Source organism: Streptomyces sp. HUAS MS02 (assembly GCF_055702265.1).
In genome coordinates this window covers 2,282,274-2,303,927 of the sequence record NZ_CM146747.1, presented here as the reverse complement: position 1 = coordinate 2,303,927, position 21,654 = coordinate 2,282,274, and the positions used below count along the sequence as shown (strand labels likewise).

Genomic DNA, 21,654 nt, shown 5'->3' with positions numbered 1-21,654 from the left:
GCCGCCGCGGGGTGCCGGTCATACGAGGCCCCGTTCCGCCAGCAGCGCGTACACGGCCGCGGCCGACTCGTCGGGCGTCTGGTGCTGCGTGGGGAGGTGGAGCGCGGGGGCGGCCGGCGGCTCGTACGGGTCGTCGACGCCGGTCAGGCCCTTGAGCCGGCCCGCGGCCTGCCGGGCGTACAGCCCCTTCACGTCACGCCGGCTGCACACCTCCACGGGGGTGGCGACATGCACCTCGAAGTACGGGGTGCCGCTGGCGTCGTGGCGCCCCCGGACCGCCTCGCGGCTGTCGGCGTAGGGCGCGATGACCGGCACGAGCGCCTTGACGCCGTTGCGGGCGAGGACCTCGGCGACCAGGCCGATGCGCTGCACATTGGTGTTGCGGTCCTCGCGGGAGAAGCCCAGCCCCGCGGAGAGGAAGCGGCGGATCTCGTCACCGTCGAGCACCTCCACCCGATGCCCCTCGGACCGCAGCCGCCCGGCGAGGACGCGGGCGATCGTCGTCTTGCCCGCGCTCGGCAGTCCGGTGAGCCAGACCGTGGCTCCCTGGGCCCGGGAGGCCCTGGACGAGGTGGTCATGCGTGGGCTCCTTTCGCGGCGCCGACGGCGATGCCGTGCCGTTGCCCGTGGAGGGAGGCGAAGAGGGACTCCCAGCGGTGGTGGACGGAGTCCGGGCCGTAGGAGGCCGCCGTGAGGACCGCGGCCATGCCCATGTCGGCGCGCAGCACCTCGTCGGCCATCAGCCGGGCCATGGCGTCGGCGAGCGCGTCGGGGTCCTCGGGCGGGACGAGCAGCCCGTCCACGCCGTGCGTCAGCACGTCGGCGGGGCCGGTCGGGCAGTCGAAGCTCACCACGGGCAGGGCGTGGCTCATCGCCTCGATCATCACCATCGGCAGTCCCTCGAAGCGTGAACTGAGCACGTAGAAGGAGGCCTTGGCGAGTTCGTCGTCCAAGCGGTCGGTGTGTCCCATAAGGAAGACGTGATTGTAGAGATGGTGTTCGTCGATGAGACGGCGCAGTTCCGACTTCTTCTCACCGCTGCCGTAGATTCTCAGCTGCCAGTCGGGGTAGGTCTCGACGAGCTTCGCCCAGGCCGGGATCAGCAGGTCGAAGCCCTTCTGCGGGAAGAGCCGGCCGGCCGCCACCGCGATCCTCGACCTGGGGTCGGCGGGGACCTGGTCGAGGGAGTGCACGGCGTTGGGGATCCGGACGACCCTGGTCCCGGGCAGGAGTTCGGCGTACTCCTCGCGGTCGCGTTCGGTGAGCACGGCGACCGCGGCGAAGCGCGGATACGTCTCCTGGATGCGCCGCTGGACGTCCCGCTTGTGGGTGCCGAGGTTCATGTGCTCCTGGGCGACCCGGACCACACCTCCGGTGGCGTGTTCGGCGGCCAGGAAGTTCAGCGCGGGGCGGGTGGTGACGAGGACGCCGTCGGTCAACGACCGCAGATACGTGATGAGCCGGTCCTCGACGTACCGGTTGAAGTAGCGGTAGCCGAACTCGCCCTTGGGGATGTGCCGGGCGGGTGCCTCCAGCCGCACGCCGCGCCGGTGGTCGCGCCAGCGGGCGAGGAGCCCGGACGGCGGGGTGTGGGCGCCCTCGCGCAGGTCGACGACGGTGGTGACCCGCACCCGGGGGTCGAGCGGGAACTGGAGGTCGTCGCGGCGGCGCACGGCGCTGACGATCTCCACGCTCCAGCCCGCCGCCACCAGGGAGTTGGCCTGGTTCGTCACCGTGCGGACGGTGCCGCCCCGGCCGTACGCGTGCAGCAGCAGGTAGCGGACGCGGGGGCGCTCGGGGAGTGGTCGGCGGTCGGTCATGCGGAGCCTCCCGTACGGCACTCCAGAGACAGGTTGTCCTTGATCGTGAAGTAGGGCCGCACCCGGAGGTCTCCCACGCGCTGCTCCGGATACACGAAGATCTTCTTCTTGCCCCGGACGTCGTCGAGGTGCCTCCCGGCACGCAGTTCGACCTGACCGTCGGTCAGGTGGACGTCCCATTCCTCGACGGGCGCGTAGTCGTCGGCGGTGAGGTCGCCGACGGGCAGCTCGGTCTCGAAGCGGTCGCCCTTGACGGCGGCGGCGTAGCGCAGCGTCCGGCCGGTGTGCGCGCGGCGGGTGAGGAGCAGGTGCCAGGTCCCGTCCGCCGGGGCCCCGTGGATGCGTCCGACGAGTCTGATGCGCCCGTCGCGCGGCCACACCTCGGCTATCTCGGCGTGCGGCCTCACGAGCTGTAGCCCCACGCCTCGCACATCGGCCGGAGCAGGTCGGGGATGTCGTCGTCGGTGGGCAGCGCCCGCCCGGCCTGCACCCGACCGGTCCTGATCTTGTCCCGCCAGTCGCCGAGGCCCTTGACGACCTGGGCGTCGTCCTGCCTGCCGTAGTCGAGCATGGCGGGCTCGAAGTCGAGGTCGAGGAACGCGCACAGCCCCCGCAGCTCCTTCTCGGCGTCGGCGGTGAGGTCCTCGTAGCGCACGGTGTACCCGCCGGTGGTGCCCGCGCGCGCCCGCTCGACGGCCCTCATGTAGCGCAGCGCGTCGGCGGCGGCCTCGTCGTAGGTACGCCTGTCGGGGTCGCCCTCGTGCCAGGACCGGGCGATGGAGACCGGGTGGCGCAGCAGGAAGACGAAGCGGGCGTCCGGCCAGCAGTCCCGGACGCGCTCGTACACGAAGGCGTTGCTCGGGGTCTTCTCGACGATGAAGTCCTTGCCCGACCTGACCAGTTCGCGGTGCATGACCCGGTCCCACAGCAGGTGCTCCAGGTCACCGCGGTCCAGGTCGAGGGCGCTCATCGCCTTCTGGGAGAGCTTGCTGCCGTAGCCGACCTCCAGACGGCGTATGTGCAGCTCGTGCGGGGAGTGCAGCCGCGGGTGCGCGTTCAGGAGCATGCGCAGCAGGGTGGAGCCCGAGCGCACGGGAGCCATGATGAAGACCGGCCGCCTGAGCAACCGGTCCGTCGCGAGGTCCTCGGGGGCCGGACATCGGTACCTCGCCGTGGGCTTCCTCGCCTCCTGCTTCGGCGCGGTGGCCCTGGGCGCGGCGGACGCGACCGGGGCGGCCCTGCGTACTTGCAGACCGGTGGTGGCGGTGAGGGCACGGTTCAGGTTGCGCATGAGGCTCATGCGTCAGGATGGTAAGTAAAGATTCTGAGAAGACCGAAGTAAGAGCCTGAGGGTTCCCTGAGCGAACGAAGCTGTTCCGGGTTTTTACGATCCGGCGGTCACGAACAGGGCTCCGGCGTCCCTCAGCCGCCCGTGCAGTGCGCGGAACACGGCCGCCGAGCGTACCCCCGGCCAGTCCGCGGGCAGCAGTTCGGCGGGCAGCCCGGGGTCGACGTACGGCAGATGACGCCAGGAGTCCAGGGCCAGCAGGTAGTCGCGGTACGCCTCCTCCGGCCGGGTCTCCTCGTGCCGCTCCCAGGCGTGCAGCACGGGCGCGTGCCGGTCGAGGAACGCCTCGTGCTGCTTGGCGATCCCGGCCAGGTCCCACCACCGCGCCACCGCCTCGGCGGTCGCCGCGAACCCCAGGTGCTCACCCCGGAACAGGTCCACGTACGGGTCGAGCCGCAGCCGGGTCAGGGTGTGCCGGGTCTCCTCGTACAGCCGGGCCGGCGCGATCCACACGCCCGGTGCCGCCGTGCCGAAGCCCAGCCCGGCCAGCCGGGAGCGCAGCACGTGCCGCTTCTGCCGCTCCGACTCCGGCACCGAGAACACGGCCAGCACCCAGCCCTCGTCCCGCTCGGGCGCCGTCGCGTAGATCCGCCGGTCGCCGTCCTCCAGGAGCTGGCGCGCGTCCTGCGACAGCGCGTACCCGGCCGCCCCCGACGCGGTGCGGGCCGGCAGCAGCAGGCCGCGCCGTTTCAGCCGGGACACCGAGGAGCGGACGGAGGGCGCGTCGACACCGACCGCGGCGAGCAGCCTGATCAGCTCGGAGACGGGCACGGGGCCCGGCACCGAACGGCCGTAGGCGCCGTAGAAGGTGACGATGAGCGAACGTGGTGCGTGCTGTTCGGACACGTTGATCATTTTAGGTCGTCGGCATCACTGCTGGTCACTTAGGGTGCGCAGCCGGAACCGCTGAAGTTTGCCGGTCGCCGTGCGCGGCAGCGCGTCCAGGAACACGAACTCGCGCGGGCATTTGTAGGGCGCCAGCTGCGACTTGAGGAACGCGCGCAGCGCCTCGCCGTCCCTACGCGCACCCGCCGCGAGCACCACATGGGCGACGACGACCTGCCCGCGCGCCTCGTCCGGCCGGCCCACGACCGCCGTCTCCACCACGTCCGGGTGGCGCATCAGCGCCTCCTCCACCTCGGGACCCGCGATGTTGTACCCGGCCGAGATGATCATGTCGTCGGCGCGCGCGACATAGCGGAAGTACCCGTCGGGCTCGCGGACATAGGTGTCACCCGTGACGTTCCAGCCGTCGCGCACGTACTCCCGCTGCCGCTCGTCCGCCAGGTAACGGCACCCGACCGGGCCGCGCACCGCGAGCAGTCCCCGCTGTCCGTCGGGCACCTCCTTCCCCTGCGCGTCCTGCACCCGTGCCCGCCACCCGGGCACCGGCACGCCCGTCCGCCCCGGCCGTACGGCGTCGTCGGCCGCCGAGATGAAGATGTGCAGCAGCTCGGTCGCCCCGATGCCGTTGATGATCCGCAGCCCGGTCCGCTCGTGCCAGGCCCGCCACGTGGCCTCCGGCAGGTTCTCACCCGCCGACACGCACCGCCTGAGCGACGAGATGTCGTACCGCTCGGCCCCGGCCGAACCGGCTTCCCCTGCCGACCCGTTCAGCTCGCCCAGCATCGCCCGGTAGGCGGTCGGCGCGGTGAACAGCACCGACACCCGGTGCTCGGCGATCGCCGGCAGCAGTTGCCTCGGCCCCGCCTGTTCGAGCAGCAGGGCACTGGCGCCGGCCCGCATCGGGAAGACGACGAGACCGCCGAGACCGAACGTGAATCCGAGCGGCGGGGACCCCGTGAACACGTCGTCTGCCCTGGGCCGCAGCACGTGCCGGGAGAAGGTGTCCGCGATCGCCAGCAGGTCCCGGTGGAAGTGCACGCATCCCTTCGGGCGCCCGGTCGTCCCGGAGGTGAACGCGATCAGCGCCACGTCCTCGGCCGCCGTGCCCACCGCCTCGTACGGGCCGCGCGTCCCGTCCGCCGACGGCAGCCCGAGCAGGTCGTCGGGCCCGTCCCCGCCGAAGGTCGTGACCCGCAGCCCCGGGACGTCCGCCTTCACGAGGTCGTCCACGTGCCGCAGGTCGCACAGTGCGAAGGACACCCGCGCCAGCTCGCAGATCGTCGCCAGCTCCCGCGGTCGCTGCTGCGCCAGTACGGTCACCGCGACCGCCCCCGCCTTGAGCACCGCGAGCCAGCAGGCCGCCAGCAGGGGCGTGGTGGGGCCGCGCAGCAGGACCCGGTTGCCGGGGACCACCCCGAGGTCGGACGTGAGGGCGTGCGCGATCCGGTCGACACGGTCCCGTAGTTCGCCGTACGTCCAGCTCTCCCCGGCGGGCGTACGGAACACGGGCCGCTCCGCCTCGCCGCCGCCGAGCAGCTCGGCGGCGGCGTTGAGGCGGTCCGGATAGCGCAGCTCGGGGAGGTCGAAGGACAGCTCGGGCCACTGGTCCGGCGGCGGGAGGCAGTCCCGGGCGAAGGTGTCGACATGGGCGGTGACCCTGGAGTTCATGACGTTCGCCCCCTGCTGTGTCCCTGCTGCTGTGGTCCCTGCCGAAGTGGGCTCGCACGGAGTGCCGGACTGGCTGGCGTGGGTGGGCTCGCACCAGCGAGCGTATCGCCTTGGTGACGGCAGTCAACAGTCCGCGATAACCTCGGCAGTGGCCCCCAGGTGAGAAGGGACGGGCAATGACCGCATTCTCGCTAGAACCGGAACAACTCGCCTGGCGCGCAGAGCTGCGCGCACTGGCCGTCGAGCGCCTGCGCCCCCTGGCCGACAAGGGCGAGCCCGGCCACGTCAACCGCCCCCTCGTCGCCGAACTCGGCCGACTGGGGCTGCTCTCCCGGCTGTTCACCTCGGGGGCGCTCGACCTGTGCCTGATGCGTGAGTCACTGGCGTACGTCTGCACCGAGGCCGAGACGGCGCTCGCCCTCCAGGGGCTCGGCGCCCACCCGGTGCACGCCCACGGCACCGACGCGCAGCGGGCCCGCTGGCTGCCCCGGGTGAGCGACGGCGACGCGATCGCGGCCTTCGCGCTCAGCGAGCCGGGCGCCGGATCGGACGCGGCCGCCCTCTCCCTGCGCGCGGAACCCGACGGCCCCGGCCGCTGGTGCCTCACCGGCGAGAAGTGCTGGATCTCCAACGCCCCCGAGGCCGACCTCTACACCGTCTTCGCCCGCACCACCCCGGACGCGGGCTCCCGCGGCGTGACCGCGTTCCTGCTCCCGGCCGACCGCCCCGGCCTCACCGGCACCCCCCTCGACATGCTCTCGCCGCACCCCATCGGCGCCCTGAGCCTCGACGCCGTCCCGGTCACCGCCGACGACGTCCTCGGCACACCCGGCCAGGGCTTCCGGGTCGCCATGGCCACCCTCAACCTCTTCCGCCCGAGCGTCGGCGCCTTCGCGGTCGGCATGGCCGAAGCCGCCCTGGACGCCACCCTCGCGCACACCGCCCGACGGGACGCCTTCGGCGGCAAGCTGCGGGACCTCCAGAGCGTCTCCCACCAGGTCGCCGAGATGGCCCTGCGCACGGAGGCGGCCCGGCTCATGGTCTACGCGGCGGCGACGGCGTACGACTCGGGGGACCCGGACGTGCCGCGCCGGTCCGCGATGGCGAAGCTGCTGGCCACCGAGACGGCGCAGTACGTCGTCGACGCGGCCGTCCAACTGCACGGCGCGCGGGCGCTGCGGCGCGGCCATCTGCTCGAACACCTCTACCGCGAGGTGCGGGCGCCACGCATCTACGAAGGGGCGAGCGAGGTGCAACGGACGGTCATCGCCAAGGAGTTGTACCGGCGGACCGGGCCCGAGGGGAGGCCGTCATGAGCGCCGAGCGGGTGAACCCGGCCGGGCTGTCGCCCCCCACCGGCTTCTCCCACGCCGTCGTCGCCACCGGGAGCCGGGTCGTGTTCCTGGCGGGCCAGACCGCGCTCGACGCGGACGGCAAGATCGTGGGGGAGACGCTGGAGGAGCAGTTCGAGCAGGCCCTGGGCAATCTGCTGGCCGCGCTGGAGGCCGCCGGCGGTGCGCCGGCCGACCTCGCCCGGGTCACGGTCTACGCGACGGACGTCGCCGACTATCGGCGCCGCGCTCCCCAACTGGGCCGTATCTGGAGGAGGTTGGCGGGCCGGGACTATCCCGCGATGGCGGTCGTCGGCGTCGTACGGCTGTGGGACGAGCGGGCGTGGGTGGAGCTGGACGGCTTCGCGGTTCTGCCGTAGCCCCGAGGCCCGGGCCCCGGTGCGGTGGGTGTCAGGCCGCGACCGCGAGCCGGCTCGGCGCGACGATGCTGCCGTCGGGCAGGATCTCGCCGGTGTCGTCGAAGACGATCGCCCCGTTGCACAGCAGGTTCCAGCCCTGCTCGGGGTGGAAGGCGACGACGCGCGCGGCGTCGCGGTCGGAGCGGTCGGCCGAGGGGCACAGGGGCTGGTGTGAACACATGGCGCGCCTCCACGTCGTGGTGAGTGCCGGCGGTGCGTCACCGCCTCGCACTACAGACCATGCCCGCGCCCGGAACTCATCGCCACACCCTCGCGCGAGACGTGACAGCACCCGGACGTGCCGTGACAGGACGCGGACATAACCATGGGCGCGCGGGGCGCACCCGGTGGTGCGGCGGGCGGAACCGGTAGTGAGGACGGAGGAACCGACGCGCCGACGAAGGGGTGATGATCGCACGATCGGAGAGGTGTGGCCGGTACCTCTGGATCCCCTCTGCATCCCCTCTGGATCCCCGCTGGGTCCCGTCCAAGGAGGTTCTCCCATGCCCTCGTCCCCGGCCTTCGCGCGCGTCCCCCGGCTGCTCGGCGCGGCCGCAGGCGCCGCGCTGCTGGTGCTCGCCGCCGCCCCGTCCGCCGGTGCCACGACCGAACCGTTCGAGACGGTGACCATCGACCCCACCGGGGTCGTGGCCCCCGACGGCACCCTCACCCTGTCCGGCACCTACCGCTGTCTCGGCGGCAACGGCCCCGTCTTCGTCTCGTCCTCGCTCCAGCAGGGCGAGAGCCACGTCCGCAAGGGCGTCGGCGGCACCTCGGCGGTCTGCGACGGCGCCGACCACACCTGGACCAACACGGACCAGGCCGCCCCGGGCCGCTTCCGGCCCGGACCCGCCCGGGTGGAGGCCACCGTCACGGAGCTCTCCGGCGGCGGCCTGCCGCTGCCCAGGTTCCACGCCGTGCGGCAGCAGGACATCACGCTCGTCGAGGGCTGAGCCGCCGGCCGGACACGGCCCGGCGACATCACGACACACGAAGGCGGCCCCGGTGGTGGGTGATGCACCGGAGCCGCCTTCTCCCTGCCAGGGCCCGCTTACTTGAGCAGGTGCACCCGCTGGGTCGTCAGGTCGTAGCGGGCGCCGACGACGGCAACCTCGCCCGCCTTCAGCTTGGCGGCGAGGTCCGGGTCGGCCTCCAGCTTGGAGCGGACGAGCCGGACGTTCGCGTCGATGGTCGCCGCGACCCGGGCGTCGCCGGTCACGCTGTGGTCGATCGCCGGAGCGATCTCGTCCGCGATGTACTGGATGCCGCTCGGCAGTTCCTCGCCGCTCTCGTCCACCGCGACGGCCGCCTTCACCGCACCGCAGGACTGGTGACCGAGCACCACGACCAGCGGGATCTTCAGTTCGAGGACGCCGTACTTGACGCTGCCGAGCACGGACCGGTCCAGCACCTCGCCCGCGCTGCGCACGGTCATCAGGTCGCCGAGGCCCTGGTCGAAGACCAGCTCCGGGGGGACCCGGGAGTCGATACAGCCGAGGACGAGGGCGAACGGCTGCTGACCGGTCGTCAGCGCCTTGCGCACGGCGTAGTCCTCGTCGGGGTGCTGCTCGTGGAAGGTCCGCCAGCGGCGGTTGCCCTTCGACAGCTCCGTCAGCGCCTCCTCCGCCGTCTTCGGCCGCGGACGGGTGGGGGCCGAGGGCGAGGGCGTGGCACGGGAGGAGCGGGAGACGGGCTCGGCGTCTGCCGGGAAGGCGCCGACCGCGAGGCCGCCGCCGAGGACGGCCGTGCCGGCCAGCGCGGCGCGCAGGAGGGAGCGCCGGCCGCGCGACCTGGCGTGGGACATCGGGGCGTCCGCGCCGGTGGCGGTCGCCTCGGCGCCGTCGCCTATGGGGGGTGTTGGGTCAGGGTTCACGGGCAGGAACGTACGTCCGACCTAAACGCTCAAACGTTCAAGTTGCGGAATCATGGACGTGCGTTGATCAATCATGGCCGTCCCTTGAACCGCTCTTGGTCACTTCGGGAATGGTTCTTGGACTGCCCGTCTCTTGTTGTTCGCCCGGGGCGTGGGAGCGCTCTCCCTCCGCGTGCCCTCAGGTCCGGTGCGCGAAGACCACCAGGTTCTCTGTGTAGTCCATGACCTTGCGGTCGTAGTCGCCGGCGCAGGTGATCAAGCGGACCTCGGGGCGGGCCGCGTCGGCGTACACCCGCTCGTCGGGGAAGTCGTCCTTCTCGAACGTCTCCAGAGAGTCGACCACGAAGGACACCCTGCTCCCGTCGGAGCGCGCGACGTGGAAGACGTCCCCCTTCTCCAGTTCGCTCAGCCCCGCGAAGACCGCCGGTGAGGTCGCCGTGTCGACATGGCCGGCGATGATCGAGGTGCCCGTCTCGCCGGGCGCGGCACCCTCGGCGTGCCAGCCGACGAGGTTCACGTCGTCGGCGGGCGGGGCTTCGAGCTGCCCGGAGCGGCCGACGGAGAGGGGCACGAAGGGGGCGCTCACCTGGATCTTGGGGATGAGCAGCCGGACCGGTCTGGCCCGGGGCGACCGCTGTCGCCGGTCCGCCGGCCGCTCGACGGGCGCGGCCTGTTCGCCGGGGGAGGCGGGCGCGGCCTGCGGGGCGTGCCGGGCGCCCGACGGGCGGGAGGTGTCGGACGACGAGTCCTCGCCGCCGAACAGGCTCACCGCCAGGATCAACAGGGCCACGGCGCACAGCACGGTCAGATTGACGCGGGCACCGGGGGGAGAGGAGTGGGCTGCCATCGGAACCACCTCACAGGTACGGCAGCAGAGCGAAAGGGACGAAGGAGCGGGCGGCCGGGGCCCGTACGCCCGGAACACCGACCGGGGCCCGCACGCGGGGAACGCCGGCCGGGCCGCCACACGACACACGGTGTGGCGGCCGCGGCCGCTATCGCGCCAGGTATCGCGCCCGGCATGGGATCAGGCCACGCTTCCGGTGGTCTTCTTGCGGCGCAGGGCGTACATGCCCGTACCGGCCACCGCGAGGACCGCCATCCCGCCCGCGGTCACCGCCGGCGCGGCGAGCGCGCCGCCGCCCGTGTGCATCCCGCCGCGCGGCTTGTCGTGGTCGCCCTTCCAGGCTCCCGCGTCCTCGCCGCCCTTCCAGGAACCCTTGTCGTGCTCGTCCTTCCACGACTCCTTGTCGTTCCCGCCCTTCCACGAGTCCTTGGCGTGGTCGCCGTTCCAGGACTCCTTGGTGGACTCCTCCTCCTTGTCGTAGCCCCCGGCGCCGGGCCTGCCGGAGCGCTCGGAGTTCCACTCCTCCCCGCCCGCCGGCGAGGTCAGCGCACCGCCACCCGTGTGAACCCCGCCGTGCGGGCCGTCGTGGCTGCTGTCCTTGTGGTGCTCCTTGCTGTAGCCATTGTCCTTGTGCTCCCACTCGTCACCGTCGGCGTACGCGCCGGGAGCGGTGACGGCGAGGACGGCGGCCGCCGCCCCGGTGACGAGCAGCATGCGGGCAGAACGCATCTGATGGTCCTTCCGCCGGCAGCCGGGCAGCTGGTGCTTCGTCAGCTGACTTGACCCGACTCCGACGTGATCCACCGTCAGCCGGATCGCACTCCGCCACCACTCAGGGCGCTCAGCCGGGTGAACCGGGGGACGGGTCCCCGAAGGCCTCCAGAATGCGTTCGGCGGCCAGCGTCGCCGTCAACTCGCCGTCCCTGACCCGCTGTTCGAGGCCGGGCGCGACGGAGCGGACCCCGGGGTGGGTGCGCAGCCGGTCGAGGAGCTCGTCGCGGACCATCGACCAGGTCCAGTCGATCTGCTGGTCCCGGCGCTTGGCGGTGAGCCGGCCGGTGGAGTCCAGGAGCGTGCGGTGCTGCTCCAGACGCTCCCAGACGGCGTCCAGTCCGGTCGACTCGCGGGCGCTGCAGCTCAGCACCGGCGGCGTCCAGACCGCGTCCTTCCCGTGCATCAGCCGCAGGGCACCCGCCAGCTCCCGTGCCGCCGTACGGGCGTCACGCTCGTGCGGGCCGTCCGCCTTGTTGACGGCGAGCACGTCGGCCAGTTCCAGGACGCCCTTCTTGATGCCCTGGAGCTGGTCGCCGGTGCGGGCGAGCGTCAGGAGCAGGAAGGAGTCGACCATGTCGGCGACCGCCGTCTCGGACTGGCCGACCCCCACCGTCTCGACCAGCACCACGTCGTAGCCGGCCGCCTCCATCACCACCATCGACTCACGGGTGGCCTTGGCGACCCCGCCGAGCGTCCCGGCCGTCGGCGAGGGCCGGACGAAGGCCGCCGGGTCGACGGCCAGCCGCTCCATCCGGGTCTTGTCGCCGAGGATGGAGCCGCCCGTACGGCTCGACGACGGGTCCACCGCCAGCACCGCCACCCGGTGCCCGAGCGAGGTCAGCATCGTGCCGAACGCGTCGATGAACGTGGACTTGCCGACGCCCGGCACCCCGCTGACCCCGATCCGCCGGGCCCGGCCGCTGTGCGGCAGCAGCGCGGTCAGCAGCTCCTGGGCCAGTGCCCGGTGCTGGGGCCGGGTGGACTCGACGAGGGTGATGGCGCGGGCGACGATCGCCCGCTTCCCGTCGAGGACACCCTTGGCGTAGGCGTCGACATCGATCACAGGTCGTGCCCGAGATCGTCCGACAGCCGCCGCACCAGGTCGTACGCCGCGTCCGGGATGACCGTGCCGGGCGGGAAGACGGCCGCCGCGCCCATCCGCAGGAGCGTGGGCACGTCCTGAGGCGGGATCACCCCACCGACCACGATCATGATGTCCTCGCGCCCCTCCTCGGCCAGCTGCTCCTTCAGCGCCGGTACGAGGGTCAGGTGCCCGGCGGCCAGCGACGACACCCCGACGATGTGCACGTCCGCCTCGACGGCCTGACGGGCCACCTCGGCCGGGGTCTGGAACAGCGGGCCGACGTCCACGTCGAAGCCGAGGTCGGCGAACGCGGTCGCGATCACCTTCTGGCCCCGGTCGTGGCCGTCCTGGCCCATCTTGGCGACCAGGATGCGCGGCCGGCGGCCCTCGGCCTCGGCGAAGGACTCCACCAGGCTCCGGGTGCGCTCCACGTTCGGGGACTCGCCTGCCTCGTTGCGGTACACGCCGGAGATCGTACGGATCTGGCTCGCGTGCCGGCCGTACACCTTCTCCAGGGCGTCGGAGATCTCGCCGACGGTGGCCTTGGCGCGGGCCGCGCGCACGGCCAGCTCCAGCAGGTTGCCCTCGCCGCCGGCCGCCCGGGTGAGCGCGTCGAGCGCGTCCCGGCAGGCGGTCTCGTCGCGGTCCGCGCGCAGCCGCCGCAGCTTCTCGATCTGCTGGGTCCGGACGGAGGAGTTGTCGACCTTGAGGACGTCGATCTGCTCGTCGCTGTCGACCCGGTACTTGTTGACGCCGATGACCGGCTGCCGCCCGGAGTCGATCCGTGCCTGGGTACGGGCCGCGGCCTCCTCGATGCGCAGCTTGGGGATGCCCGCGTCGATGGCCTTCGCCATGCCGCCCGCCTGCTCGACCTCCTGGATGTGCTGCCAGGCCCGGCGGGCGAGGTCGTACGTCAGCTTCTCCACGTACGCGCTGCCGCCCCACGGGTCGATGACCCGGGTGGTGCCGGACTCCTGCTGGATGAGGAGCTGGGTGTTGCGGGCGATACGGGCGGAGAAGTCGGTGGGCAGGGCGAGGGCCTCGTCCAGGGCGTTGGTGTGCAGCGACTGGGTGTGGCCCTGGGTGGCCGCCATGGCCTCCACGCAGGTGCGGGTGACGTTGTTGAAGACGTCCTGCGCGGTCAGCGACCAGCCCGAGGTCTGCGAATGGGTACGCAGGGACAGCGACTTGCTGTTCTTCGGGTCGAACTGCCTGACCAGCTTCGCCCACAGCAGGCGGGCCGCGCGCAGCTTGGCGACCTCCATGAAGAAGTTCATGCCGATCGCCCAGAAGAACGACAGCCGGGGCGCGAACGCGTCCACGTCCAGGCCGGCCTCCCGGCCCGCCCTGATGTACTCGACGCCGTCCGCGAGGGTGTACGCCAGCTCCAGGTCGGCCGTCGCGCCCGCCTCCTGGATGTGGTAGCCGGAGATGGAGATGGAGTTGTAGCGGGGCATCCGCTGCGAGGTGAAGGCGAAGATGTCGGAGATGATCCGCATCGACGGCTTCGGCGGATAGATGTAGGTGTTGCGGACCATGAACTCCTTGAGGATGTCGTTCTGGATGGTCCCGGCCAGCTTCTCGGGCGGTACACCCTGCTCCTCGGCCGCCACGATGTAGAGCGCGAGTACGGGCAGCACCGCGCCGTTCATCGTCATCGACACGGTCATCCGGTCCAGCGGGATGCCGTCGAAGAGCTGCCGCATGTCGAGGATCGAGTCGATCGCCACGCCCGCCATGCCGACGTCACCGGTCACCCGGGGGTGGTCGCTGTCGTAGCCCCGGTGGGTGGGCAGGTCGAAGGCGACGGACAGCCCCTTCTGACCGGCCGCCAGGTTGCGGCGGTAGAAGGCGTTGGACTCCTCGGCGGTGGAGAACCCCGCGTACTGGCGGATCGTCCAGGGCTGGTTGACGTACATCGTCGGGTACGGGCCGCGCAGATACGGGGCCATGCCGGGGTACGTGCCCAGGAAGTCCAGACCCTCCAGGTCCTGACCGGTGTAGAGCGGCTTGACCGGGATGCCCTCCGGGGTCTCCCACAGCGGCTCGCCGCCGTCGGTCGCCTTCTCGACGGCCGTACGCCACTCGTCGGCGCCGCCGTCGACGGACGGGGAACCCAGCTCGATCCCGGTGAAGTCGGGGACGGAGGGGGTGGAGGGGGTGGTCATCGGGACACTCCCATGCGGTCGAGGGTGGCGGACAGGACGGCCACGGCGTCACAGCCCGCGAAGACGTAGGCGTCGACGTCGGCGTACTCCCCGGGGCGGCCCGCGAGGAACACGTGCGTGGCGCCGGCGGCCCTGAGCGCGGCCGCCTCGGCCGCGGCGCTCTCCTCGTACAGGGCGTCGCTGGAGCACAGACAGACCTCGGTGGCGCCGCTGTCCTCGAAGGAGCCCTCCGTGACGGGCTCGATGCCGCCCGCCTGGAAGAGGTTGGCGGCGAAGGTCGTCCGCGCGGTGTGGGCGGCGGCCGGACCGAGGGCGGCCAGGTAGATCCGGGGGCGGGAGCCCGTGGCGGCGAGATGGGCGTCCGAGCGGGCCCGCAGGGTCTCGTACGCCTCGTCACGGGTGACGCGGGGGAGGCCGCCGGAGGGCGGCTCGGGCGCGGGGGCGCGGACGACCGGCTTCTCCGCCAGGTGCGGGAACTCGCTGACACCGGTGACCGGTTCGCGCCGCTTGGCGAGCCCGCCGGTGCGGGCCGCCCAGGTGTCGGCGAGGTCCTGGCGAAGGTCGCCCGATCGCAGCGCGGCGGCCGGTCCGCCCAGGCGTTCGATCCGCTGGAAGAACTCCCAGCCCGCGTGGGCGAGTTCGTCGGTGAGCCGTTCCACGTACCAGGAGCCGCCCGCCGGATCGATCACCCGGGCGAGGTGGGACTCCTCGATCAGGATCGTCGAGGTGTTGCGGGCGATGCGTCGCGCGAACGCGTCCGGCAGGCCCAGCCGGTGGTCGAAGGGCAGCACGGTGACCGAGTCGGCGCCGCCCGCGCCGGCGGCCAGCGTGGCGATGGTGGTGCGGAGCATGTTCACCCACGGGTCGCGGCGCGTCATCATCACCGGCGAGGTCACCGCGTGCTGGATCTGCGCCCCGGCGGCGGGTGCCCCGCACACCTCGGCGACCCGGGCCCAGAGGCGGCGCGCGGCGCGCAGCTTGGCGATCGTCAGGAACTGGTCGGCGGTCGCCGAGTACCGGAACTCCAGCTGTGCACAGGCCTGTTCGACGCTCAGTCCGGCGCCGGTCAGCTCCCGCAGATACGCGACACCGGTCGCGAGCGAGGCGCCCAGCTCCTGCGCCGCCGAGCCGCCGGCCTCGTGGTACGGCAAGGCGTCCACGGTCAGGGCCCGCAGCCCCGGGTACTCCTCGGCGCACCGGCGCGCGAGGTCGAGGACGGGTGCGATGTCGTAGGTCTGTCCGGTGCGGGCCTCATGGCCGAGCGGGTCCGCGCCCAGGTTGCCGCGTGCCGCCGCCCCGGCGACGCCCCGCTCGGCGTAGAGCCGCAGCAACTCCCGTGCGGCGGGCTCCGCTTCGGTGCCCGCGTCCAGGACGACGGGCGCGAGGTCGAGGTGGACGCCGTCGAGGGCCCGGCCGAGCGACGCCACCGGGAAGCCGCCCTCGCCGAGCACCAGCCACAGGGAGGTGACGCCGTTCTCCAGGTCCGTGAGCACCGCCGCGCCGTCCGCCGTCGTGTGCCGCTGGCGTACGTCCCAGCCGCCGACGGTGTTGCCGGCGGCCCTGCCTCCTCGTACGAAGGGTGCGAAGCCGGGGTGGCCGGAGGGGGGCGCGGCGTCGTGCGCGGTGTAGAGAGGACGGGTGCGCAGCCCGTCCTCCAGCGCGGTGGACAGGGCTTCCTCGGCCTGAGCGCCCTCGACGTCCTTGCCCGACTTGCGCAGCACGCCCGCAACGAGGCGCTGCCACTGCTCGTGGGTTGCGTCAGGGAACTCGGCGGCCAGCTCAAGCCCGTCGTCAGGCAGGACCGTCATGCTCGGATGCTAGGCCAGAGGCACAAAGGAGCAGCAGGGGGCAAGGCTGTGACCTTGCCCTCTCCGGATACACGGTTGAGGTCGAGATCGGCGAGTGACGTAACAAGTCCGCTGTGAAGGGAAATGGGCGTCACTTTACTGATTGTGTGATTTTACCTTTTCGGATTGCGCTAAACTCCTTTACCTGGCGCCCACGCTCTGTTGAGCGCCAATTTGCTCATTCGTTCGAGTGCTGGCCGGTGGTACGCCGGCGGCGTGCAAGGGGGGCGTGACATGGGTCGATTCATCCGCGTGCGCGTCCTCAACGCCGCTCGTGACGCCGTTCCCGATACCGGCCGCGCCGCGGGCCTGAGCTGACACCCCGCCTACCGACGCCCCCTCCGCCGCGACGGAGGGGGCTCCCGGCCTGTCTCGCGTGCCCACGCGTCCCCGCCCGCACCCGAACTCCCCCCAGGCACAGACGCCGTCACCGCACTCGTCACCGGAGGACAGACGCCCGTGCATCACACCACAGCCATGCTCATCGAACTCGGGGCGATCATCCTCGCCCTGGGCATGCTGGGCCGCCTCGCCGGACGGGTGGGCTTCTCACCCATACCCCTCTACCTGCTCGCCGGACTCGCCTTCGGACACGGCGGACTCCTCCCGCTGCGGGCCAGCGAGGAGTTCGTCGCCACCGGCGCCGAGATAGGCGTCATCCTGCTGCTGCTCCTGCTCGGCCTTGAGTACAGCGCCTCCGAACTCGTCACCAGCCTCAAGTCCCAATACCCCTCCGGCGCGGTCGACTTCGTTCTCAACGCCGCCCCCGGTGCCGCGACGGCGCTGCTGCTCGGCTGGGGCCCGGTCGCCGCCGTCGCCCTGGCCGGCGTCACCTGGATCTCCTCCTCCGGCGTCATCGCCAAGGTCCTCGGCGATCTGCGCCGCCTCGGCAACCGTGAGACCCCGGTCGTGCTGAGCATCCTCGTCCTCGAAGACCTCTCGATGGCCGTGTACCTGCCGATCCTCACCGCGCTGCTCGCCGGGGTGAGCCTGGCGGGCGGCACCCTGACCCTGCTGATCGCCCTGGGCACGGTGGGCGCGGTCCTCTATGTCGCCCTGCGCCACGGCCGGTTGATCAGCCGGGCGGTGTCCTCGGACAGCGCCGAGATGCTCCTCCTGGTCGTCCTCGGCCTCACCCTCGTCGTCGCCGGGATCGCCCAGCACCTCCAGGTCTCGGCCGCCGTGGGCGCGTTCCTGGTCGGCATCGCGCTGTCCGGTGAGGTCGCCGAGGGGGCCAGCAGCATCCTGACCCCACTGCGCGATCTCTTCGCCGCCGTGTTCTTCGTCTTCTTCGGCCTGCACACCGACCCCGCCGACATCCCACCCGTCCTCCTCCCGGCCCTCGCGCTGGCCGCCGTCACCACCCTGACGAAGATCGCCACCGGGTACTGGGCCGCGCGCCGGGCCGGGATCTCCGCCAAGGGACGGTGGCGCGCGGGCGGAACCCTGGTCGCCCGGGGCGAGTTCTCCATCGTCATCGCCGGTCTCGCCGTCGGGGTCGAGCCCCGTGTGGGGCCCCTCGCGACGGCGTACGTGCTCCTCCTGGTCGTCGTCGGCCCGCTCACCGCGCGCTGGACCGAACCACTGGCCACCCGGCTCACCCGCCGCCGCGCCGGCGCCGGGTCCCGGGAAACACCGGCGGCCCAGGCCGAGTCGAACCCGGTCACCGCCGTCGGCGTCGAGGCCGTCACCGTCGGCGCCGCTCGTCTCAGCGCACCTCCCGGGCGTACGGCGCGACCGTGACGCGGTCGATCAGCGGGGCGTGGCGGGAGCGGAGCAGCACACCGGGGAAGGTGTCCGAGGCGTAGGTCTCGCCGTCGAAGTTCGGGAGTTCCTCGGAGCGGAAGGTGATCGTGTTCTGCCCCTTCCTCAGGTGGACGGGGACGGTCAGCTCCCAGAAGTTGTTCTGGTGGAAGGTGTGCGGGAAGGTGACCCGCCGTGCCTCACCGCCGTTGACGGCGAGGTCGGCATGGCGGGCGAGCGGGTCCGGGTTGTAGTGGGTGGCCGGCGACTGCTCCGGGTTGGAGTAGCGGACGCGCAGCGCGTGGGTGCCCGCCCGGTCGGCGGTGACGGTGAACGTGGCGGTGTTGCCGTTGCCCGGGTCGCCGCCGATCCCGGTGATCGCGGTGCCGCCCGTGGCCAGGGAGAGGGAGGCGAGCGCGGCCGAGCCCTGGAGCTCGGCGTCCTTCCCCTCGTACGTACGCGTCGGGAGCGTGCCCTCGGTCGAGGTGACCGTGAGACGGTCGACGAGCGTGGTGGACGAACTCCCGTTCACCGTCACCTTGTTGACGCCGCCCGAGAGGGAGACCGCGACACGGTTCCGGCCCTTGTCCAGCCGCAGGACGTCCTGGCCGTTGACGGAGAGCCGGGCGCCCGAGCCCTTCAGGGTGTCGACCCTGAGGGTGGCCTCGCGGTCGGCGGGGGAGTACACCCAGAACGTGGCGGTCCCCTTCTTCGGGAGCCGGGCCGCGCCCGATCCGCTGGCCGGCCGCTTGGGCAGGTCGTAGACGGGACGTGCCCCGCCGCCCAGCCAGGCGAGTTCACCCTCGTACACCCGCGTACCGGCGGAGGCGTCCGGCAGGGAGAGGGTCAGCCGGTCGACGATGGCGTCGCCCTGGGTGACGCGCTTGCCGTCGGCGCTCCGCGCGGCGAGCGTCAGGGTGTGCCTGCCCTTGGTGAGCCGGACCGTGGTGTCGGTGTGGTCCCACACCACCCACTTGTAGCCCAGGGGCAGATACAGCTCCTGCTCGCCGTCCGCCTCGCCGTCGACCCGGAGGAAGACGTTGGTGGGGCCCTGGTCCTGCACCTTGTCGAAGGTGTTGAGGGAGTTGGCGAACACGCTCAGGTCGTAGGTGCCGTCCTCGGGCACGTCCACGGTGAAGTCGAGCGTCAGGTCCGAACCGGTGCGCAGGCCGCCGACGTCGTAGCCGCCGGAGGTGTAGAACTTCGACACGTCGCGGGGTGAGCCCTCGGGTCCGTTCTTCGAGTGGCCGGACCCGGTGTGGGCGGCGTCCTCGGCCTCGTACGAGTGCTGCCAGCGCGTGGGCGCGTCCAAGGTGGCCTTCGCCTTCCCGGCGGGGCTGAGGACGATCTCGTACGCCGAGGACTCCTTCAGCGTCGGCAGGGTGCCGTCACCGTCACCGAAGTCGACGGAGACCGCGCCGTCGTCGGAGACCTCCAGGTTCGTCTCCGTGAGCAGCTTCGGGCCGGAGCTGTCGCCGAGCTGCCCGCTCCATTCGATCTCGCGGACCCAGGCGTGGACGCTGCCGCCGAAGATCTTCTGCGGGACGCCGGCGAAGGTGATGTGTCCCTTGCCGGTGGAGCCGCCGAAGATCAGCCGGGCCTGCTTCTTCCTCTCGTCGAGCGTGCCGACGCCCTGCATGGTGTAGTTCTCGCCGGGGAACGGCGGGTCCACGTGCACCGTGTGCCCGCTCATCGAGGCGTACGCGTTGAGCAGCCACCACTGGCCGTTGCCGCGATTGGACTGCACGGCGGAGTCGGAGAGGTTGCCGTCGATGTTCCAGTAGGCGATGTCGGCGTCCACCTTGGACTCCTCGATCGCGGAGACCCACTGGATCATCTGGCCGGGCACCGAGGTGTGGTAGTTGAACGCGTACTCGTTGATGTTGACGGGCAGTTCGGTGCCCTCGCGGGCGGTGCCCTCGAACAGGTCCTTCTCCCAGCCCCGGTACGTGGCGACGCTGTCGCGCACCGCCTCCGGGTGGCTCAGCTCGTGCCAGGTGACGACGTCGGGGAGCGTGCCGGCGGCCAGGGCGTGCGCCATGAAGCCCTTCACCTGGTCGTAGAGGACGCTGGTGTTGGGGCCCGCGATCCGGGCGTCCGGCATCCTCTCCTTGATCAGCTCGTACGCGGAGTCCCAGGCGGCGAGGAAGTCGTCGGGGTCGTCGAGCCAGCTGACCCCGTTGTAGCTCCACTCCCCGGTGCCGAACATGTTGCCCTCGGGCTCGTTGAACGGCACGAAGACGATGTTGTCCTGGTACTCCTCGGGCAGCTGGAGCACCTGGTCGACCTGCCGGGCGATCTTCTGCTCGTAGAGCTTGAGCTTCTCGGCCGGGGTGTCGCCCGGCCACTGGTACGGGAAGCCGCGGTGGATGTCGGTCATGTAGATGTACACATCGCCGTCGGTGGAGTCCGCCAGCGGCTTCACCACCTCCAGTGCGTCGGCGCCCGGGTGCTGCGGGCCGTCCTGCGCCTTGGTGGAGACCGTGCGCAGGCCCATGCCCTCGATGAGGTTGTTGGTCGGCACGTCCGGCCCGTACACGCCGTAGAGCGTGCCGGAGGCGCCGCCGTGGAACGCGCCGGTGTCCGAGGCGAGGTCGACGGTGAGCTGACCCTCCCGGACCACGGCGACCGTCGCCCGCACGTCCCGTCCGGCCGCGCGTCCGGCCACCGTGAACGTGCCGGGCCGTGCGTACTTGTCCTCGGGCACGGCGTCCCAGACGATCGGCGTGTCACGGTCGTAGCCGTCGGAGTACGAGGAGCGGACCGAGTCGGGCAGGGACGGAGCGGTCCCGGTCGTGGTGCGCACGTCGAAGGACGTCCGCGACAACGACCGGAGGGTGGGGACGTCGCCGACCACGGCCGCCACCTGCTCGGCGCTCAGCGCCGAGTGCCACACCGTGAAGTCGTCGATCGCGCCCTTGAGCAGTGGGTCCGGCCAGAAGGACTTGCCGATGTATCCGGCGGCGGTGGCCGAGGCGCCCAGCAGCTCCCTGGCCTTGACGGCGGTGTTCGCGGAGGAGACGGCCACGCCGTCGAGGTAGGTGGTGACCCGCGCGGCGGCGGTGTCGAGGGTGACCGTGACCGTCCGCCAGGAGCCGGCGGGGAGCGCCGCGTAACCGGAGACCTGGGACTCCGCGCCCCCGCCGCCGGTGGTCACGGCGGTGCGCAGCGCCCCGCCGTTGTGGGACGGGGTGGTGAAGAGGTACTTCGTGGTGTCGGTGCCCAGGTCGAAGATCCGCTGCCAGGCCGACCTGTCGTCGCCCCACTTCACACGGGCGGACACCGTCAGGTCGGTCGCGTCGCCGACCACCGCGCGGGGCAGGCGCACGTACGCGCCGTCGGAGGTGGATGCCCCGCCGGGCAGGGCGAGCGCCCTGCCGCCGCCCGTGCCCTCGACGGACCGCGCGGTGGAGCCGTTGACGAGGCTCGCCGTCAGACCGTTGCCGGAGACGTCCGTGATCTTCCCGGACGCGAGGTCGTCCTCGTCGAAGGTGTAGCGGGCCGTGGGCTCGGGCGCTTCGGCGGCCCGGGCGGGGACGGCCGGCGCGACCAGCACGCCCGCCCCGAGGGCCAGGACCACGGCGGCCGAGGCCCGGCGCCGGGCCGATCTGTCAGCGGATGGCATGGGGTGCGTCCTCGATCCTGTGAGTAACGGGTCCCGTTCAGCCGCCCCGCCCCGCCCCGCCCCGGCTGTCCGTCCGTGTGCCGTGGTCGGTGAAGCGGCGGGTTCGGAGATGGCGGCGGCGTGCGGACTGGGCGGCGGCGATGCGGAGGGTGCAGCGAGGCGGATGGTGGCGGCGATGCGGGGGGGTGCAGCGAGGCGGATGGCGGCGGCGATGCGGAGGGTGCAGCGAGGCGGATGGTGGCGGCGGGGCGGGCTGGTTGC

Annotated in this window: 18 protein-coding genes; 4 read left to right on the top strand and 14 right to left on the bottom strand. The window is 72.2% G+C overall.

Annotated features, from left to right (window positions below; translation table 11 throughout):
- Positions 1-18 precede the first annotated feature (18 nt).
- The 6 genes from cysC to ACZ9QC_RS09795 form a co-directional block, all read right to left on the bottom strand.
- The gene (cysC, locus tag ACZ9QC_RS09820; protein ID WP_472919818.1) at positions 19-579 is read right to left on the bottom strand and encodes an adenylyl-sulfate kinase; all 561 of its coding nucleotides are present in this window, start codon (positions 577-579) and stop codon (positions 19-21) included.
- Positions 576-1,820 (bottom strand): glycosyltransferase family 4 protein, encoded by a 1,245-nt coding sequence (locus ACZ9QC_RS09815; RefSeq protein WP_472919817.1) that lies wholly within the window; start codon positions 1,818-1,820, stop codon positions 576-578. The genes cysC and ACZ9QC_RS09815 overlap by 4 nt, the downstream gene beginning before the upstream one ends.
- The gene (locus ACZ9QC_RS09810; protein ID WP_472919816.1) at positions 1,817-2,227 is read right to left on the bottom strand and encodes a hypothetical protein; all 411 of its coding nucleotides are present in this window, start codon (positions 2,225-2,227) and stop codon (positions 1,817-1,819) included. The genes ACZ9QC_RS09815 and ACZ9QC_RS09810 overlap by 4 nt, the downstream gene beginning before the upstream one ends.
- Positions 2,224-3,120, bottom strand: a complete 897-nt coding sequence (locus ACZ9QC_RS09805) for a sulfotransferase family protein (RefSeq protein WP_472919815.1) — start codon at positions 3,118-3,120, stop codon at positions 2,224-2,226. The genes ACZ9QC_RS09810 and ACZ9QC_RS09805 overlap by 4 nt, the downstream gene beginning before the upstream one ends.
- 84 nt (positions 3,121-3,204) lie before the next feature.
- On the bottom strand, positions 3,205-4,023 hold the full coding sequence (locus ACZ9QC_RS09800; RefSeq protein ID WP_472919814.1) for a PaaX family transcriptional regulator: 819 nt from the start codon (positions 4,021-4,023) through the stop codon (positions 3,205-3,207).
- A gap of 15 nt (positions 4,024-4,038) precedes the next feature.
- Entirely contained in the window at positions 4,039-5,682 is a 1,644-nt protein-coding gene (locus tag ACZ9QC_RS09795; protein WP_472919813.1) for an AMP-binding protein, read from the bottom strand.
- Between the two features lie 176 nt (positions 5,683-5,858).
- On the opposite strand from ACZ9QC_RS09795, the gene ACZ9QC_RS09790 reads away from it, so the two are divergent.
- Both ACZ9QC_RS09790 and ACZ9QC_RS09785 read left to right on the top strand, forming a co-directional pair.
- The gene (locus ACZ9QC_RS09790) at positions 5,859-6,998 is read left to right on the top strand and encodes an acyl-CoA dehydrogenase family protein (protein WP_472919812.1); all 1,140 of its coding nucleotides are present in this window, start codon (positions 5,859-5,861) and stop codon (positions 6,996-6,998) included.
- The gene (locus ACZ9QC_RS09785) at positions 6,995-7,393 is read left to right on the top strand and encodes a Rid family hydrolase (RefSeq protein WP_184900386.1); all 399 of its coding nucleotides are present in this window, start codon (positions 6,995-6,997) and stop codon (positions 7,391-7,393) included. The genes ACZ9QC_RS09790 and ACZ9QC_RS09785 overlap by 4 nt, the downstream gene beginning before the upstream one ends.
- 31 nt (positions 7,394-7,424) lie before the next feature.
- Here the strand turns inward: ACZ9QC_RS09785 and ACZ9QC_RS09780 are convergent, their stop codons facing one another.
- The gene (locus ACZ9QC_RS09780; protein ID WP_184900388.1) at positions 7,425-7,613 is read right to left on the bottom strand and encodes a DUF5999 family protein; all 189 of its coding nucleotides are present in this window, start codon (positions 7,611-7,613) and stop codon (positions 7,425-7,427) included.
- 322 nt (positions 7,614-7,935) lie between these two features.
- Between ACZ9QC_RS09780 and ACZ9QC_RS09775 the strand changes: the two genes are divergently transcribed.
- Complete coding sequence (locus ACZ9QC_RS09775; RefSeq protein ID WP_472919811.1) at positions 7,936-8,385, top strand: DUF6299 family protein; 450 nt, start codon at positions 7,936-7,938, stop codon at positions 8,383-8,385.
- 98 nt (positions 8,386-8,483) lie between these two features.
- On the opposite strand, the gene ACZ9QC_RS09770 is transcribed toward ACZ9QC_RS09775, so the two are convergent.
- From ACZ9QC_RS09770 to ACZ9QC_RS09745, 6 genes are all read right to left on the bottom strand, one after another.
- Positions 8,484-9,305: a carbonic anhydrase gene (locus ACZ9QC_RS09770; protein ID WP_472919810.1), complete on the bottom strand. Its 822-nt coding sequence runs from the start codon at positions 9,303-9,305 to the stop codon at positions 8,484-8,486.
- 178 nt (positions 9,306-9,483) lie between these two features.
- Complete coding sequence (locus tag ACZ9QC_RS09765) at positions 9,484-10,152, bottom strand: class F sortase (RefSeq protein WP_472919809.1); 669 nt, start codon at positions 10,150-10,152, stop codon at positions 9,484-9,486.
- Between the two features lie 180 nt (positions 10,153-10,332).
- Positions 10,333-10,881, bottom strand: a complete 549-nt coding sequence (locus ACZ9QC_RS09760) for a hypothetical protein (RefSeq protein ID WP_472919808.1) — start codon at positions 10,879-10,881, stop codon at positions 10,333-10,335.
- 112 nt (positions 10,882-10,993) lie between these two features.
- On the bottom strand, positions 10,994-11,989 hold the full coding sequence (meaB, locus tag ACZ9QC_RS09755; protein WP_472919807.1) for a methylmalonyl Co-A mutase-associated GTPase MeaB: 996 nt from the start codon (positions 11,987-11,989) through the stop codon (positions 10,994-10,996).
- Entirely contained in the window at positions 11,986-14,178 is a 2,193-nt protein-coding gene (gene scpA, locus ACZ9QC_RS09750) for a methylmalonyl-CoA mutase (RefSeq protein WP_472919806.1), read from the bottom strand. Before scpA ends, meaB begins: the two co-directional genes overlap by 4 nt.
- Positions 14,175-15,986 carry a methylmalonyl-CoA mutase family protein gene (locus tag ACZ9QC_RS09745; RefSeq protein WP_472919805.1) on the bottom strand — a complete coding sequence of 604 codons (1,812 nt, stop codon included), beginning with the start codon at positions 15,984-15,986 and terminating at the stop codon, positions 14,175-14,177. Before ACZ9QC_RS09745 ends, scpA begins: the two co-directional genes overlap by 4 nt.
- Before the next feature lie 498 nt (positions 15,987-16,484).
- Between ACZ9QC_RS09745 and ACZ9QC_RS09740 the strand changes: the two genes are divergently transcribed.
- Entirely contained in the window at positions 16,485-17,768 is a 1,284-nt protein-coding gene (locus tag ACZ9QC_RS09740) for a cation:proton antiporter (protein ID WP_472919804.1), read from the top strand.
- Here the strand turns inward: ACZ9QC_RS09740 and ACZ9QC_RS09735 are convergent.
- The gene (locus ACZ9QC_RS09735; RefSeq protein ID WP_472919803.1) at positions 17,734-21,393 is read right to left on the bottom strand and encodes a LamG-like jellyroll fold domain-containing protein; all 3,660 of its coding nucleotides are present in this window, start codon (positions 21,391-21,393) and stop codon (positions 17,734-17,736) included. The two genes, ACZ9QC_RS09740 and ACZ9QC_RS09735, sit on opposite strands and share 35 nt — an antisense overlap.
- Between the last annotated feature and the right edge of the window lie 261 nt (positions 21,394-21,654).

What these genes read in the sequence shown, in the direction of transcription:
- cysC (WP_472919818.1), bottom strand. Translation starts at nt 579, where the DNA reads ATGACCACCTCGTCCAGGGCCTCCCGGGCCCAGGGAGCCACGGTCTGG.
- ACZ9QC_RS09815 (WP_472919817.1), bottom strand. Translation starts at nt 1,820, where the DNA reads ATGACCGACCGCCGACCACTCCCCGAGCGCCCCCGCGTCCGCTACCTG.
- ACZ9QC_RS09805 (WP_472919815.1), bottom strand. Translation starts at nt 3,120, where the DNA reads ATGAGCCTCATGCGCAACCTGAACCGTGCCCTCACCGCCACCACCGGT.
- ACZ9QC_RS09800 (WP_472919814.1), bottom strand. Translation starts at nt 4,023, where the DNA reads ATGATCAACGTGTCCGAACAGCACGCACCACGTTCGCTCATCGTCACC.
- ACZ9QC_RS09795 (WP_472919813.1), bottom strand. Translation starts at nt 5,682, where the DNA reads ATGAACTCCAGGGTCACCGCCCATGTCGACACCTTCGCCCGGGACTGC.
- ACZ9QC_RS09790 (WP_472919812.1), top strand. Translation starts at nt 5,859, where the DNA reads ATGACCGCATTCTCGCTAGAACCGGAACAACTCGCCTGGCGCGCAGAG.
- ACZ9QC_RS09785 (WP_184900386.1), top strand. Translation starts at nt 6,995, where the DNA reads ATGAGCGCCGAGCGGGTGAACCCGGCCGGGCTGTCGCCCCCCACCGGC.
- ACZ9QC_RS09780 (WP_184900388.1), bottom strand. Translation starts at nt 7,613, where the DNA reads ATGTGTTCACACCAGCCCCTGTGCCCCTCGGCCGACCGCTCCGACCGC.
- ACZ9QC_RS09775 (WP_472919811.1), top strand. Translation starts at nt 7,936, where the DNA reads ATGCCCTCGTCCCCGGCCTTCGCGCGCGTCCCCCGGCTGCTCGGCGCG.
- ACZ9QC_RS09765 (WP_472919809.1), bottom strand. Translation starts at nt 10,152, where the DNA reads ATGGCAGCCCACTCCTCTCCCCCCGGTGCCCGCGTCAATCTGACCGTG.
- ACZ9QC_RS09760 (WP_472919808.1), bottom strand. Translation starts at nt 10,881, where the DNA reads ATGCGTTCTGCCCGCATGCTGCTCGTCACCGGGGCGGCGGCCGCCGTC.
- scpA (WP_472919806.1), bottom strand. Translation starts at nt 14,178, where the DNA reads ATGACCACCCCCTCCACCCCCTCCGTCCCCGACTTCACCGGGATCGAG.
- ACZ9QC_RS09745 (WP_472919805.1), bottom strand. Translation starts at nt 15,986, where the DNA reads ATGACGGTCCTGCCTGACGACGGGCTTGAGCTGGCCGCCGAGTTCCCT.
- ACZ9QC_RS09735 (WP_472919803.1), bottom strand. Translation starts at nt 21,393, where the DNA reads ATGCCATCCGCTGACAGATCGGCCCGGCGCCGGGCCTCGGCCGCCGTG.